General features: G+C 40.1%; 17 protein-coding genes and 1 other annotated feature. All 17 genes read right to left on the bottom strand.

Features of this window, described 5'->3' with window-relative positions:
- Window positions 1-10: 10 nt before the first annotated feature.
- Window positions 11-1,291 (bottom strand): solute carrier family 23 protein, encoded by a 1,281-nt coding sequence (locus HNR53_RS01835; protein WP_184522074.1) that lies wholly within the window; start codon window positions 1,289-1,291, stop codon window positions 11-13.
- A gap of 140 nt (window positions 1,292-1,431) precedes the next feature.
- On the bottom strand, window positions 1,432-1,974 hold the full coding sequence (gene pyrR, locus HNR53_RS01830) for a bifunctional pyr operon transcriptional regulator/uracil phosphoribosyltransferase PyrR (RefSeq protein ID WP_184522071.1): 543 nt from the start codon (window positions 1,972-1,974) through the stop codon (window positions 1,432-1,434).
- A gap of 222 nt (window positions 1,975-2,196) precedes the next feature.
- On the bottom strand, window positions 2,197-3,108 hold the full coding sequence (locus HNR53_RS01825) for an RluA family pseudouridine synthase (RefSeq protein ID WP_184522068.1): 912 nt from the start codon (window positions 3,106-3,108) through the stop codon (window positions 2,197-2,199).
- The gene (gene lspA / locus HNR53_RS01820) at window positions 3,080-3,574 is read right to left on the bottom strand and encodes a signal peptidase II (RefSeq protein WP_184522065.1); all 495 of its coding nucleotides are present in this window, start codon (window positions 3,572-3,574) and stop codon (window positions 3,080-3,082) included. The genes HNR53_RS01825 and lspA overlap by 29 nt, the downstream gene beginning before the upstream one ends.
- A 160-nt stretch (window positions 3,575-3,734) precedes the next feature.
- The gene (locus HNR53_RS01815) at window positions 3,735-4,013 is read right to left on the bottom strand and encodes a hypothetical protein (RefSeq protein ID WP_184522062.1); all 279 of its coding nucleotides are present in this window, start codon (window positions 4,011-4,013) and stop codon (window positions 3,735-3,737) included.
- 201 nt (window positions 4,014-4,214) lie between these two features.
- Entirely contained in the window at window positions 4,215-6,989 is a 2,775-nt protein-coding gene (gene ileS, locus HNR53_RS01810) for an isoleucine--tRNA ligase (protein ID WP_184522058.1), read from the bottom strand.
- Window positions 6,990-7,065: 76 nt separating this feature from the next.
- Window positions 7,066-7,297: a binding site (T-box leader), on the bottom strand.
- A 50-nt stretch (window positions 7,298-7,347) separates the two neighbouring features.
- Window positions 7,348-7,863: a DivIVA domain-containing protein gene (locus HNR53_RS01805; RefSeq protein ID WP_184522054.1), complete on the bottom strand. Its 516-nt coding sequence runs from the start codon at window positions 7,861-7,863 to the stop codon at window positions 7,348-7,350.
- Between the two features lie 127 nt (window positions 7,864-7,990).
- Window positions 7,991-8,764 carry a YlmH family RNA-binding protein gene (locus HNR53_RS01800; protein ID WP_184522051.1) on the bottom strand — a complete coding sequence of 258 codons (774 nt, stop codon included), beginning with the start codon at window positions 8,762-8,764 and terminating at the stop codon, window positions 7,991-7,993.
- Window positions 8,765-8,834: 70 nt separating this feature from the next.
- A complete protein-coding gene (locus HNR53_RS01795; protein ID WP_184522047.1) occupies window positions 8,835-9,098 on the bottom strand; it encodes a YggT family protein in 264 nt (87 codons plus the stop codon).
- 6 nt (window positions 9,099-9,104) lie between these two features.
- Window positions 9,105-9,542, bottom strand: coding sequence for a cell division protein SepF (locus HNR53_RS01790; RefSeq protein WP_184522044.1), 438 nt, complete (start codon window positions 9,540-9,542; stop codon window positions 9,105-9,107).
- 12 nt (window positions 9,543-9,554) lie between these two features.
- Entirely contained in the window at window positions 9,555-10,232 is a 678-nt protein-coding gene (locus tag HNR53_RS01785; RefSeq protein ID WP_184522041.1) for a YggS family pyridoxal phosphate-dependent enzyme, read from the bottom strand.
- A gap of 4 nt (window positions 10,233-10,236) precedes the next feature.
- On the bottom strand, window positions 10,237-11,061 hold the full coding sequence (pgeF, locus tag HNR53_RS01780; protein WP_184522037.1) for a peptidoglycan editing factor PgeF: 825 nt from the start codon (window positions 11,059-11,061) through the stop codon (window positions 10,237-10,239).
- Between the two features lie 107 nt (window positions 11,062-11,168).
- Entirely contained in the window at window positions 11,169-11,444 is a 276-nt protein-coding gene (locus HNR53_RS01775; protein WP_184522034.1) for a YlmC/YmxH family sporulation protein, read from the bottom strand.
- Window positions 11,445-11,583: 139 nt separating this feature from the next.
- Window positions 11,584-12,363: an RNA polymerase sporulation sigma factor SigG gene (gene sigG, locus HNR53_RS01770; RefSeq protein ID WP_184522030.1), complete on the bottom strand. Its 780-nt coding sequence runs from the start codon at window positions 12,361-12,363 to the stop codon at window positions 11,584-11,586.
- Window positions 12,364-12,518: 155 nt separating this feature from the next.
- Window positions 12,519-13,238, bottom strand: coding sequence for an RNA polymerase sporulation sigma factor SigE (sigE, locus tag HNR53_RS01765; RefSeq protein WP_184522027.1), 720 nt, complete (start codon window positions 13,236-13,238; stop codon window positions 12,519-12,521).
- Window positions 13,239-13,349: 111 nt separating this feature from the next.
- On the bottom strand, window positions 13,350-14,276 hold the full coding sequence (spoIIGA, locus tag HNR53_RS01760) for a sigma-E processing peptidase SpoIIGA (RefSeq protein ID WP_184522024.1): 927 nt from the start codon (window positions 14,274-14,276) through the stop codon (window positions 13,350-13,352).
- A gap of 300 nt (window positions 14,277-14,576) precedes the next feature.
- Window positions 14,577-15,716, bottom strand: a complete 1,140-nt coding sequence (ftsZ, locus tag HNR53_RS01755) for a cell division protein FtsZ (protein WP_184522020.1) — start codon at window positions 15,714-15,716, stop codon at window positions 14,577-14,579.
- Window positions 15,717-15,869: the final 153 nt, after the last annotated feature.

The raw sequence follows: 15,869 nt of genomic DNA, 5'->3' as shown, positions 1-15,869 counted from the left end.
TACTTACTCTTTAATCCGTTTCAAACAAGTCTCCAACCACTTCGTCTCTGCCTGGGAGAATCAGATTTAATACAACTCCGATAATCGCTGCCAGCGCCATTCCCTGCAATTGGAATTTATCTGTCACCTGTATCAGCGCTCCTCCAATTCCAAGGACCAAAATAACAGAGGCGATAACCAGATTACGATTCTTTCCAAAATCAACCTTACTATCAACGAGCATCCTTAAACCAGATGAAGCGATAATCCCAAAGAGCAGGATGGAAACTCCGCCCATTACCGGCTGCGGTATTGTATGAATCAATGCCGTAACTTTCCCGATAAAGCCAAAGATAATGGCGAAAAACGCAGCCCCGGCAAGAACATAAACACTGTATACCTTTGTAATAGCTAAAACACCAATATTTTCACCATAAGTGGTTTTTGGCGGTCCGCCAATAAGCGCTGAAATCATTGTTGCTGTACCGTCACCAAGGATAGAACGGTGTAATCCCGGGTTTTTAATATAATCACGTCCAACAACCTTGCTCAGTACGAGTTGGTGCCCAATATGTTCCGATATCGTAACGATAGCAATCGGAATCATAAGGAAGAGAATATCCAGTGATATTTTTACATCATAGTCCACAAATGGAATGATAAATTCCGGCCATTCAAACCAATTTGCTTCTAATACAGGAGAAAAATCCACGATACCGATACTTAGCGAATACAGATACCCGACAATAATACCGGCAAGGATCGAAATCATCCCAAGAAACCCTTTAAAGAATATATTAAACACTATCGTTGCCGCCAGCGTAACCAGACCTGCCGAGAAATAGAGCATGTCATATTCTCCTGCCGGATTATTCATTGCCATGCCAACCGCAGTTCCCGCCAGCGCTAAACCAATGACCATAATGACAGGACCCACTACAACAGGCGGAAGTAATTTCATGATCCAGCGGTAACCTGCCTGCTTAATGAGTAAGGCGACGACCCCGTAGACAATCCCGACAATAAAAGCCCCGATCATGGCACCGCCCTTACCCCCGATAGCATTTGCCCCGATAATTGGTGCGATAAAAGCAAAGGACGAACCGAGATAGGCAGGCACCCGCCATTTCGTAATGATGAGAAAAGCGAATGTGCCTAATCCGCTTGAAATTAAGGCGATTGCCGGACTTAAATCAACCAGTACCGGTACTAAAACAGTGGCACCGAACATGGCAAATAGGTGCTGGAGGCTTAAGGTAAGCCATTGCAAGGGAGAAGGTACTTCATTTACATCTAAAGCTGGTTTATTCATCGTTGTGTTCCCTTCATTGTTAATATAGAAATGAAAACCCTCTTGTACAGCTACAAAGAGGGCATAGGGCAAAACAAAGGAAGGTATCCCTTGCTCATTCCCTTTACCAGCCTCTCTGTGCTGTCTTTTAAAAGGGGTATTTATGTTTCGTAAATACTGACTTGGTCTAATTGATCAATTTCTTTTAACTCAACCACAATTTTTTCAGAACTGGATGTTGGAATATTTTTTCCAACATAATCGGCCCTTATCGGCAGTTCCCGATGACCGCGATCAACTAGTACTGCAAGCTGAATCGAGCTTGGACGACCAAGATCAATAAGTGCATCCAGCGCTGCCCTGACTGTACGGCCTGTATAAAGGACATCATCTACGAGGATAACGGTCTTATCATGTATATCATTTTCTATATGGGTTCCTTTTACCAGCGGTTCCAGGTCAGCTGTTTTTTTTGTTAAATCATCACGGTATAGGGTGATGTCTAAATCTCCAACTGGAATTCTTTTTTCTTCAATTTGATGAATTCTTTCGGCCAGCCGGGTTGCGAGATAAATCCCCCTTGTACGGATTCCCACGAGCACAAGATTTTCAATGCCTTTATTTTTCTCAATAATCTCATGCGCTATTCTTGTTAATGCTCTGCGAATAGCCTGATCATCTAGTACAATCGCTTTTTGTGTCATCGCACTCATCCTTTCTTTTCATAATATCCTCGTTAGGCTATCCAATGAGTACTCTGTTTCATGAAAAAGCCCTCTTACCAAAAGGCAAGAGGGCAAACGAAAGCAGATCAGTTACAAAGACAGTGCTGCGTCTTTCTGATATCCGTCTCCTTCTCAGCCTCACGGGACTGATTTAAAGGACCTATTCAACTAAAACAATATTATGCCACTGCCGATCGTTTGTCAATGATTATTTCGCAATTTCACAAGCAGCTGCTCGTAACTCTCAGGGAGCGGTGCCTCAAATTCTAAATATTCACCCGTACGGGGATGATTAAACCCCAGAACAGCAGCATGAAGCGCCTGCCCATTCAAATTCAATGTTTTCCGCGGACCGTATTTCGGATCACCAGCGAGCGGGTAGCCGATATATTTCATATGGACACGAATTTGGTGTGTCCGCCCTGTTTCGAGTCGGCATTCCACCAATGTAAAATCTTTAAAACGCTCTAGAACGTGAAAATGAGTAACTGCATGTTTTCCGTTGTCAATAACGGTCATACTTTGCCGATCTTTCGGATCTCTGCCAATCGGGGCATCAATCGTCCCATAATCATGCGCTATATTCCCATGAACAACCGCTAAGTATTTTCTCGTGACCGTTTTTTCCACTAATTGATTGACTAAACTTTCGTGAGCCATGTCATTTTTGGCCACCATTAATAAACCGGAAGTATCTTTATCGATGCGATGAACGATTCCCGGTCTTAATACTCCGTTAATTCCGGACAGGTCCTTGCAGTGTGCCATCAAACCATTCACCAGCGTACCCGTTGCATGACCCGCAGCCGGATGAACGACCATCCCTTTCGGCTTATTCACCACAAGACAATCTTCATCTTCATAATAAATATCCAAGTCCATTTCTTCCGCAATGACATCAAGAACTTCCGGCTCAGGGATGATAATCTCAATTTGATCATTTATATTACACTTATAATTTGTTTTCACGGCCTGTCCATTAACCAGCACCTGTCCATCCTTAATCCACTGCTGTACTTGTGTTCTAGACCAATCCGGATTCAGGCCGGAAATAATCTTATCAATCCGTGCTGATTTTTCCTGTTCAAGAACGATGTGTTCCACTTTCTCCATTTGCTTTCTCCTTTGTTCTTCTCTCTTCTATCACCATATAAACCATTAATAATGCCACTCCGATCACAAGCGAGGAATCAGCGATATTAAAAATTGGAAAATTATATCCAAAAGGATATGTATGAATAAAATCAACTACCTCTTGACGAAAAATACGATCAATAAAGTTTCCAACGGCTCCGCCAAGCATTAACGCTAAAGAGATTTTGAATAATACTCCTTCTTTTGCTGCTTTCTTTAAATAAAATACAATAGCCAATATCACAATCGTTGTAATGACATAAAAGAACCACATCTGCCCTTCCAATATCCCCCATGCTGCACCAGTATTTCGATGAGAGGTTATATATAGAAAAGAATCGATAATGGGGATACTTTCACTCAATTCCATATTTTGGATAATTAACCATTTCGTCCATTGATCAAGAGTAATCACAATTAAGGCTATGGCTATGTAATAAAACACAAAGGCGACCTCCAGTAGAAAAGCATAGACTTAGCCTTCATACAATTTGCGTATCATATGAAAACAATATTATCCTCTATTTCGGCTTTTCGGCAATTTAGTAAAGATTCTCCTTTGCATTTTAGCATATCAAAGAAAAAAGCGACAGTACAAGATTGCTTTAGGTTTTGCGAAAAAAATAACGGATCGTTTGGCAATCCTCCACTGACTTTAGGATAGGAATCAGCGCAAGCAGGTCTTGGGGTAGAATTTCGCCGGAAATTTCACAGGTTCCGAAAGTACCTTTTTCAAGCTTATTAAGAGCGCTTTCAATATCTTTCAGCTCACCAAGTATGTATGGCTTCACTAGTGGGGAACCGTTGTGATCTTCGAGTCTTTGCAGTAATTCTTGTTTCGTTTTACGGAGTTCAGAATAGATTTCATTCGTGTTCATATCCATGACCGCTACCTCCGTTTCATGTTGTTGCCTATAGAATGCCCTTGAACTTTTTTCAAAATCGCTCAAAGATTTGACAAGGTGAACAACAATTAACGTTGGTGGAAAAATTTTATGATTTTTGTGATGGAGATATTTTTACATAGCAAAAGCCAGACAAATTGTCCGGCTTTTACTAACATGATATATATCTGAGCGTTTATGTTATTTTGCTAAATGACTGTAATGTTTACTCACAACATCGGCACAGCGCGGGCATAGTGTTGGATGCTTTTCGTTTTCTCCAACATGCGGTGTTACAATCCAGCACCGTTCACATGTTTCGCCATCTGCCTTGGTTACAACAATGGCTGTATTTTCAAGCTGCAATGCATGTTCTGGTGCCTGCTCATAGGAACCAGCCACTTCAAAGTCGGATACAATGAAGAGCTGCATTAGATTTTCTTCAATGGAATCAAGCAATTGTTTTGTTTTATCATTTACATATAGGCTAATTTTAGCTGTTAATGATTTTCCAATTACTTTTTCATTACGCGCTTCTTCAAGTGCTTTTAGTACTTCGTTACGAAGCTGCAAAAATAACTGCCATTTGTCTTTCAACCCCTGCGCATTAGCAAATTCTTTCGCTTCCGGCATGTCTGTTAATTGAACACTTGGTTCCTGAACTGACGGAATGAAGTTCCATACCTCATCCGCTGTATGAGACAGGATTGGCGCTGTTAATTTTGTCAAAGACAATAGACTCTCGTATAAAACAGTTTGAATCGCCCGGCGGTCATGCTGATCACTCGCTTCAATATAAAGAATATCTTTAGCGAAATCAAGATAGAAAGAACTCAAGTCAAGCGTACAGAAATTATTGACGGCATGATAAATTCCGGCAAATTCATAATTTTCATAGTGATTGCGAACTTGTTTAATCAGGTCATTTAATTTCACCAGCATAAACTGATCGACTTCGCGCAGATTTTCGTAGGCAACTGTGTCTGTTTCCGGATTAAAATCAGCTAAATTTCCTAAAAGGAAGCGGAATGTATTGCGGATTTTGCGGTACACTTCAGCTACTTGTTTTAGGATCGCATCAGATACACGAACATCTGCCTGATAATCAACAGAGGCTACCCATAGACGGAGGATATCTGCTCCTAATTGATTCATTACTTTAGCCGGAACGACGACATTTCCCACTGATTTACTCATTTTTCTTCCTTCACCATCTAAAGCGAAACCATGGCTTAATACCCCTTTATAAGGAGCTTTCCCAGTTACCGCGACTCCAGTTGATAAAGATGAATTAAACCAGCCGCGATATTGGTCAGAGCCCTCTAAATATAAATCAGCAGGGCGCTTGAGGTCATCACGTTCTTCTAATACTGCTTGATGGGAGGAACCTGAATCAAACCAAACATCCATGATATCTGTTTCCTTTGTAAATACCCCATTCGGACTGCCCGGATGTGTAAAGCCTTCAGGAAGCAGCTCACTCGCTTCACGCTCAAACCAAACATTTGAACCATGTTCGCGGAATAGATTAGAAATATGTTCGATCGTCTCATCTGTAATAACAGGTTCACCATTCTCAGCATAAAAGACCGGGATTGGAACACCCCAGGCACGCTGGCGGGAAATACACCAGTCACCGCGGTCACGAACCATGTTAAAAAGTCTTGTTTCTCCCCATGCCGGCACCCATTTCGTTTCTTTAATCGCCTCAAGCAAATCTTCGCGGAAATCTTTAATAGATGCAAACCACTGCGCAGTTGCACGGAAAATAACCGGTTTTTTTGTTCTCCAATCATGCGGATAGGAGTGAGTAATAAAAGAAAGCTTTAACAATGCACCAGCTTCTTCAAGCTTTTCTGAGACGGCTTTATTTGCTTTATCATAAAATAAACCAGCAAAGCCTTCCGCTTCTTCTGTCATAACCCCTTTATCATCAACAGGACATAATACGTCCAAACCGTATTTCTGCCCAACTAAAAAGTCATCTTCACCGTGCCCGGGTGCTGTATGAACGCAGCCAGTACCGGCATCAAGTGTGACATGGTCACCGAGCATAACTAGAGAATCACGGCCATACAACGGGTGGGAGGCAACAATATATTCTAGCTCGCTGCCTTTCACCGTTTTTAAGACAGCTGGATTTTCCCAGCCAATTTCTTCGCTTACGGTTTTCAATAGTTCCTGTGCCACTACATATTTTTGCCCGTTTACTTCAACGACGACATAGATAAGCTCCGGATTGACAGAAATACCAAGATTTGCAGGAATGGTCCATGGGGTTGTTGTCCAGATAATGATTTGCACATCTGTGTCCAGTACACCTTTACCGTCCTTTACCTTAAATGCCACGTAAATCGAAGGAGATTTCACATCTTTATATTCAATTTCAGCTTCTGCTAGTGCAGACTCACTTGAAGGAGACCAATAAACCGGCTTTTTCCCTTTATAAATATAGCCCTTTTTCGCCATTTCACCGAAGACTTTAATCTGCTGTGCTTCATAAGCAGGCTTCAGGGTAATATAAGGGTTTTCCCAGTCTCCGCGGACACCTAAACGCTTAAATTGTTCACGCTGATTATTAATTTGTTCGTAGGCATATTTTTCACAAAGCTTTCTAAATTCAGCAATAGACATTTCTTTCCGCTTAACGCCTTTATTGGTTAATGCCTGTTCAATTGGCAGTCCGTGTGTATCCCAGCCTGGTACATATGGAGCATTGAAACCAGTCATCGATTTAAAGCGGACGATGAAGTCCTTCAGAATTTTATTTAAAGCATGACCCATGTGAATATCCCCATTTGCATATGGTGGACCGTCATGCAGAACAAACATTGGGCGGTCTTTTGTTCTTTCTTGCACTAATTTATAGATATCCATTTCATTCCATTTTTCTTGAATTTCCGGTTCCCGTTTTGGTAAATTACCACGCATTGGAAATTCAGTATTTGGCATTAGTAACGTGTCTTTGTAATCCATTTCATTTCCTCCATTTATATGAGTGAAAATATTCACTAGAATTTTTTTACGAAACATAAAAAGCCTTCACATCCCAAAAAGGGACGAGAAGGCTTTTTCCCGCGGTACCACCCTTGTAGATAGAAACTTTCCTATCCGCTCGATAACATTCTTAACGCGAATGTCACGCCTTGCTTATTCCTGTTTCACAGTTTCAGCAAGAAACTCAAGGGTGATCTTCCAGTCTTATCCTTATATCAGGCTTCCACCTTCCCTGATTCGCTGTCATAAGATTTAATAAGCCGTACTGTCCCTGTCATCGTCAATTATCATATGGAAAACTTTTAATAAAGATTATATGCTTTTTATCCCCGATTCGTCAAGCATAGGAATCTTCTTCACTAGTTGCTTTTAATTCGGTTGCGTCCAATTCATACTGAAGTAAATGATCCCAGTCATCGTTATCAAGCAATTCAAGCTGTGCTTCAATCAGCATTTTAAACCGGGTACGGAAAACTTTTGACTGTTTTTTCAGCTCTTCTATTTCCAGGGCAATTTTCCGCGCTTTTGAAAGAGATTCATTTACAATTCGGTCCGCGTTTTTCTCCGCTTCCTTCATGATCAGCTTTGCTTCTTTATGCGCATTCCGTTTCACTTCTTCTGCTGCTTCCTGAGCGACAATGATTGATTTGTTTAAGGTTTCTTCAATGGAAATAAAATGACCCATTCGATCATTCACTTCATTTAAACGATCTTCTAACTCCTTTTTCTCGCGAAGGACCAATTCATAATCCTTAATGACTTGATCAAGAAATTCATTCACTTCATCCTCATCATAGCCGCGAAATCCTTTACTAAACTCCTTATTATGGATATCTAATGGTGTTAAAGCCATTATGCCACCTCCAATTCTATTTAACAAAGCCTCTCTTTTAAAAAGAGCAGAATGAACTCCCTTATAATACGCTATGTATAAATAATTCTTTTTCGACAAATTTTTTGAATTTCCTTCTTAACTTTCATTATTTTTGTCTTCCTGCTGTGATTTTCCATTTATCCTTCTTTGTTTTACCGTCAATGGAAAGAATTTTAGCTCGTCCATATTTGCGTACTGAAATCGTATCGCTTTCGCCGCATTCAAACGAAGGATTTTCATTCACAGTCCAATTTACTTTCACGAATCCTGACTGAATAAGCGTTTGTGATTTTTGCCGTGAAAGCTGGAAAATCGCTGATATAACAGCATCAATTCGCAAGGAAGAAACGGTTACAGTCTGCTCTGTCCAAACTTCCTCAGGCGGCAGACCCTCTGTTAACGGTTTTTCTTCCAGTATGACAGCAGCTTTACCGACAGAATGCAGCTCCAGCCTGACATACTCGCTGACTTCTTGGGCACAATAGAATTGAACCCTGTCCCCGACAATCATGATGTCACCGAATTTCCCGCGTTTTAAGCCGATTCCCATCAGGCTTCCCAAAACTTGAGGATGCGTTAAACTTAAAAACTTCTTCGCAAACTCCACTTCAAATAATGTAATATGAAAATCGTCCGCTTGTGGTTGATAATAATCTGGAAAAATAAGTGCCCTATTTCTTTCTGTAAAGTCCATGCCGCCCGAGAAAGCGTACAGAACTTCTCCTTGTTCGCCAATAATCATCTTTAAAATTTGCTGCTCACGCGGATCAAGAAAATCAGTCAGCTTTGGAGAATAGGACTGTTCAACATACTCCTTCCAATTCAACACCTGATCGATAAATTCCTTCTCTTCCGGACGAAAATGCTGATAAATAGACATATTTGTTCACCTTAATATAATGAAATAGAAAGAGGCTCCTTATATGAGCCTCTATTAAATTTCCAGCTTATCATGTAATCCAGGAGTATAGCTGCCATAACCCTGAAGTCGCAAAGTTCAAAACTAAAAATGCCACAATTGGAGAAATATCAATCATCCCGAGCGGCGGAATAATCCGACGAAATGGATCCAGATATGGTTCACAGATTTTCGCTAAGAACTGGCCGATCTTGGTATCACGGGCATTTGGAAACCAAGACATCAGAATATAGATAATTAATGCCCACGAGTAAATAGAGATTAGTCTAGTTATTAAAGAAAATATCAAAAACATTAAAGCTTACCACCTCGTATTTTCAAATTCTTGCTCTTGCATCAGCTGTGAAATACTGCCGCTAACTTCGACATTATCAGGAGTACAAAGGAAAATATCGAGACCGATTTTTTGGATGTCGCCGCCAATGGCATACACCGTGCCGCTTAAAAAGTCGATAATTCTCTTTGCCTGATCCTTTTCGATTCTTTGTAAATTCACGACTACTGCTCTTCTATTTTTTAAATGGTCTGCAATGTCTTGTGCCTCTGCATAAATACGGGGTTCAACAAGCACAACCTTTGATGATTTTTGCACACTTTGCAGGCTGACAATATTTTGTTTTGGTGCCGTTTGTTTTTGCTGTTTTACCGGTTCATATTCTTCTTCATAAGATGATTCCTCATTTTCGGCATATTCATCTTCTAAAAAGAATAAATTTTTAAATTTCGACTTAATGCTCATTTTTTGGACCTCCTACGCATCTTCCCCGACTAGAGCCGTTCCAATTCGCACCATTGTTGCACCTTCTTCAATGGCGATAGAATAATCATTTGACATTCCCATTGATAACTCTGTACAAGGCGCATAATCTAAATTCATGTTTTGTACTGCCAATTGCAGTTCTTTTAATCTGTGAAAACATTGATGCAGCAAAGTCTTATTTTCGGTAAACGGAGCCATTGTCATTAATCCGGCAGCTACAATATTCGGAAATTCTTGTAAAGCCTCTAAAAATGCCGGTACCTCTTCCGGAGTCAAGCCATGTTTAGATTCCTCACCAGAGACATTCACTTGAACGAAACATTTTATTTTTCTATCGGCACGTTTGTTAATCTCCTTTGCCAAAGAAAGCCGATCAAGCGAGTGAATATAATCCACCTTATCAATAATATTTTTTACCTTTCTCGTTTGCAAGGAACCGATAAAATGCCAGATTGGCTTGTCCTTCAGCACTTCCCATTTGGCATTTAAGCCTTCGTCATAGTTTTCACCAAGGTGTGTGAGTCCTGCTTCAATCGCTTCATTTGCACGCTCAACGGAAACATATTTTGTTACAGCGATGATGGTAATTTCTTCAGGACTTCGGTTGGATTTTACACATGCTGCTGCAATTTCTTCTTTAATCTTCTGTAAATTTTCGATCACTCTCATTTTATTACTGATTGTCCTCCTTCCAGCCGATGAAACCCACCAAACGCCCAGTCTTGCCTTGATCTCTTCGGTGTGAATAAAAATACTCTTGATGACAGCTGGTACAAAAATTTGTCAAACTAATATGTTCGTTTTTTACCCCTGCATTTAACAGGATTTCCCTATTGCATTCCTTTAAATTAAGTCTATATTGATGGTCGTTGACTAAATTATATGTCTTATTATCGACACCTTCTAGTCTATTTTGCACTAATTTAATCACACGGTCATCAACGATATAACAATTTTCGCATATTGAAGGTCCAATTGCGACTAATATGTCTTTTGCCTCAATTCCCTCTGCTTGAAAAGTACGAAGCATTTCCTCGGCAATGCCGTTTACTGTCCCCTTCCAGCCTGCATGAGCAATTCCAATAGCACCGGACGGCGGATGAAAAAAGAAGATTGGCACACAATCAGCAAAGCACAAAGTAAGGAGAATATTTTTCTCTACCGTAAAGAAACCATCTGTTGCTTTAAATGCGCTTGTATAATCCGCAGCACCTCTGCCTCTATCGCTTTTTGTTACCTTTTGTATTTTCACTTCATGTGTCTGTACGGCGCCAACCCAATTTTCTAATGGAAAGGAGAGTTTATCAGCGGTAATATTTCGATTTTGAAGAACGGCTTCAAAGGAGTCTTTCACATGGAAACCTAAGTTCAAGCTTGAAAATTCCATTTTGCTCAGTCCGCCGTTTTTTGTTGTAAACCCTGCCTGCAAATTGGGATACTTTTGGACCCAATCAGCAAGAACAAGGTATTCCTTTTCCTGTAAAACGAATGGTTCCATACCTATCCTCCGTTTATCATAACATCTTTAGATTTTAGGAACTTCTAACTATATTATGGAAGTTCCCCTTTATTTTAGCATAGAACAATCACCCTTCACAGTAAATTTCAAGATGAGGGCTCTTCTTCGCTTATTTTTACTTCGACGTTATCTTTATAGCGAACAAGTATGACATCCTCACCGATTTTAATGATATTTTTCCATGGTATGACTACATCTTCATCTTTGCCGAAAAAACCTAATATTTTACCTGTTCCTGAGATAATAATTGCTTCAACCTTTCCTGTTTGGAGATTGATTTCAATATCGCCAATATTCCCTAGCTTTTTCCCATCAGAAATATTTACTACATCCTTTATTTGAAATTCAGAAATTTTCACCATCAAATTCACTCCTATATTATCTTTTATTCATATATATGAAGGAGTGAGAATGAAAAATGTATGAAATTGATAAACTCTTTGCTTGATGATTACTTAAAACCTGACTGCACGTAAAAAAGCTGCCCGTTAAGAGACAGCTTCAGCTTTGAATATTTTTATTCATTTGTTTGATAGCCGCTTTTTCAAGGCGGGAAACCTGTGCTTGGGAAATTCCAATTTCTTCGGCTACTTCCATTTGCGTTTTTCCTTGGAAAAATCTTTTGCGAAGGATTAGTTTTTCCCGTTCATTTAATCTTCTCATGCCTTCTTTAAGTGCAAGCTCCTCAATCCATTGAATATCCTTATTTTTTTCATCACTTAATTGATCCATTACATAAATCGGGTCTCCGCCGTCATTATAAATAGGTTCAAACAGGGAAACAGGATCTTGTATCGCATCGAGTGCAAAGACAATTTCTTCATGAGGCACCTCCAGCACTTTTGCGATTTCTTCCGCCGTCGGTTCCCGGGATGTTTCACTCATTAACCGTTCTCGTACCTGCAGTGCTTTATAAGCAATATCTCTTAAAGAACGAGAAACACGAATTGGGTTGTTATCCCGTAAATACCGCCTGATTTCTCCAATAATCATTGGAACAGCGTAAGTAGAAAATCTTACATTTTGTCCTAAATCAAAGTTATCAATCGATTTCATAAGTCCAATACAGCCCACCTGGAAAAGATCATCAACATACTCGCCTCTGTTATTAAAGCGTTGAATCACGCTTAAAACAAGACGCAAATTTCCATTAACGAGCTTTTCACGTGCGGATATATCCCCTTGTTGCATTTGCCTGAAGAGTATTCTCATTTCTTCGTTTTTTAGAACTGGAAGCTTTGATGTATCAACACCGCAAATTTCTACTTTGTTTCGAGTCAATCCATTTCCCTCCTTACAGGAGCTGCTGTACAAAAAACAGTATCTCCCCTGTAAGGAAAAATATGCACCATCGAAATGGGTCCTGGGACCGCTCGGAAGAGTCAGACTTCAAGGAGTCTAATAATTAACGGGATTTTTTCGCGAAAAAAAATTATTTACACCATCTTATTAAATTCTTTTTTTAGTCTTTTGATGATTCTCTTTTCCAGTCTGGAGATATAGGACTGCGAAATTCCTAACATATCGGCAACATCCTTTTGTGTTTTTTCTTCTCCGTTACCAAGCCCAAAGCGAAGTTCCATAATTTGCTTTTCCCTATCAGAAAGCTGATGCAGGGCCTTTAATAAAAGTTTTTTATCGACATTGGCTTCCAAATCCTTTGTAATGATATCATCATCCGTCCCAAGAACATCCGATAATAATAATTCATTGCCATCCCAGTCTATATTGAGCGGTTCATCAAATGAGACTTCTGAGCGGATTTTATTATTTCTCCTTAAGTACATAAGGATTTCATTTTCTATGCATCGTGATGCATATGTAGCCAGTTTGATTTTTTTCTCCGGATTGAATGTATTGACTGCCTTGATTAAACCAATGGTTCCAATGCTGATCAGATCCTCAATATTTATTCCCGTATTTTCAAATTTCCTCGCTATATAAACAACCAGCCTTAAGTTTCGTTCGATGAGAATGGATCTTGCCGCTTTATCTCCATGAGGAAGTTTTTCAAGCAGTACTTCCTCCTCTTCCTTGCTTAATGGAGGCGGCAGTGCTTCGCTTCCGCCAATATAGTATATTTCATCCGATTTCAGGCCAAGCTTAATCAACAATTTATACCAATAGTACGATAAGCGAAGTTTCAATTTTTTCATCCTAATCCCCCTCAAAAACAATGTTTTATAAATTCCCTGCATCCTGGTCAAGCCGATTCGGCGATGCACAGGATGTGCCAGTGCCGGCGAAGACATTAGGACGTGGCGTCTTTAGCCGGCCTTTTCCTGTTTTATTCCATTTAGCATTTTTGGGTGGACGATACATTGGAAAGCATCATCAGATGAGAGCTGCTGCATCGTAAAGGATACCAGCCCCTTATCCACTATAATCGTTTCCTCGTTTTGATAAATCGTAATGTTATCCGGCTTTAGGGCGATGATCAGTTGATGCTCTTGTCCCATTACCTTAAAAGGAATAATTCGCATCCTATTTTCCCATTCGGGAGCAATCGATTGATCTCCCATGATCATTTCTTCTGAGGATAAAGCGATGGTTCTGATCATTTCCGGCAGTTCCTCAACCATTTTATTTACTGACACAAACATGACTGGCATTTTTGAAATAGGGTCATACAGCTGATTGCCGCTGTCAACCAGCCCTGTAAAGCGAAAAGTTTTACCCTCAATACTAATATCAAGACTAATCAGCTGATTATGCTGAATTTTAGCAACCTCCATTTTTTCAAAATGATTCTTTGAAAAATGCCAGGCCAATGGAAAGCCAATGATCACAAAGAGCCAGCTTACCGGATCTCCAAAACCTTTCACACTAGCTAAAAAGACTGAAGATGAAAGATTCATATCAAACTGCATAAAATAATGGACACCAATCAATGTCCCTCCGACAAGAAATGTAATGAAATAAAAAAGCAAAAGACCGTTGACAAAATATTTAAAGCGTTTATAGCCAAAAGCCGTGAACACCATCAGGATAGAAAATAAGAATTTGACGATAGGATTCCCTGCATAGACATTTAAGGGTGTTACAGATAATAATATAATAAGAGAGCCAATCATCCCCCCTGCAAAAAGTCTCCAATAACGAAATTTCCTCTTCAAAATAACAGCTGTTAAATATAAAAGGAGGCTGTCAAACATAAAATTCAAGAGCCAAATAATATCTAAATAAACAGCCAAATGAGATCCTCCTTGAAAACAAGTTTAATTGAATACGCATTTCTTGTTTAATAGACTTAATGCTTTTTATCTTCCCTGAATAGTTTGGCTTCTATTAATCTGTTAGGCAAAAGTATATCGTATCGGGTGTGATGAAGTGTGTCACTTTCTGGGCATAAAAAAGCAGTATTTTTCGCCTTTTCCTCCGCTTTTTGTCAATCGGTTCCTTTGGAAAAAAGTTTGCATCATATTGAAGGTGATTCAACCTGCTTCTCTAAAGCAAAAAAAAAAAGCTTGCATCATTGCAAGCTTTTTTTAAAATTATCTTCTTCTATTTCTATTTCTTAAAAACGTTGGAATATCAAGTGTATCTTCGCCATGCTGCGGGGTAATCGTTCTTGGCTGTTCAATCTGCGGTTCTTCTTTTTTCGGCTCCCGTTTCACAGATGATGGTACGGATTTTTGCGCTTGTCCGAAAGCAGGTCTTAACGGTTTCGGCTGGGCAATTTCTTCATTAAACCCGGTTGCAATGACTGTTACAACAATTTCATCTTTTAAATTTTCATTAATGACAGATCCAAAGATCATATTAACATCCTGGTCTGAGGCACTTGCGACAATATCAGCCGCTTCCTGTACCTCATAAAGACTTAAGTTTGAGCCGCCCGTAATATTTAACAATACACCCTGTGCTCCATCAATAGAAGTTTCCAGTAATGGGGATGAAATAGCCTTCTTTGCTGCTTCAGTAGCACGATTTTCTCCATTGGCAATACCGATCCCCATTAAGGCTGAACCTTTATTGGACATAATCGTTTTAACATCGGCAAAGTCCAAATTAATTAATCCCGGAACGGCAATTAAGTCAGAAATCCCCTGTACACCTTGGCGAAGAACATTATCCGCTTCCCTAAACGCCTCCAACATCGGTGTACTCTTGTCAACAATTTCCAATAGGCGGTCATTCGGGATGACAATCAACGTATCGACTGATTCCTTCATCGCTGCAATTCCGCCTGCAGCCTGAGTGGCACGTTTCCGGCCTTCAAAAGTAAATGGTCTAGTTACAACACCAACTGTTAAGGCCCCTAAATCCCTTGCGATTTGCGCAATAACCGGAGCAGCGCCTGTACCCGTTCCACCGCCCATACCAGCCGTTACAAAGACCATATCTGCACCTTTTAATGCTTCTTCAACTGCTTCTTTACTTTCCTCTGCAGCCTTCTTTCCAACTTCAGGATTAGCTCCGGCACCCAGCCCCCGTGTTAACTTTGCACCAATTTGCATTTTCACTTCGGCCTTGGAGAGATTTAATGCTTGCGCATCTGTATTAACAGCAATAAATTCAACTCCCTGTACACCGTGCTCTATCATACGATTGACAGCGTTATTCCCGCCGCCGCCAACACCTATTACTTTTATCGTCGCTAATGACTCCACACTTGTTTCGAATTCCAGCATGACAAATCCTCCTAATTCGTCGATATTCCTGTTAGCATTACATAATCAAATTCGCCTCGGCAAAATTTGCGCCCATACTCGCGTGCTCGCTCAGGTATTTTTCCTTAAAAAATCGCAAGTCTCCGCCGGAGGCTATCGCTGCCACATTATATC

It is taken from the genome of Bacillus benzoevorans (assembly GCF_014207535.1).
GTDB classification, from domain to species: domain Bacteria; phylum Bacillota; class Bacilli; order Bacillales; family Cytobacillaceae; genus Bacillus_BD; species Bacillus_BD benzoevorans.
Note: the sequence above shows the minus strand (reverse complement) of the source record. Positions and strands in the feature narration are given on the sequence as shown.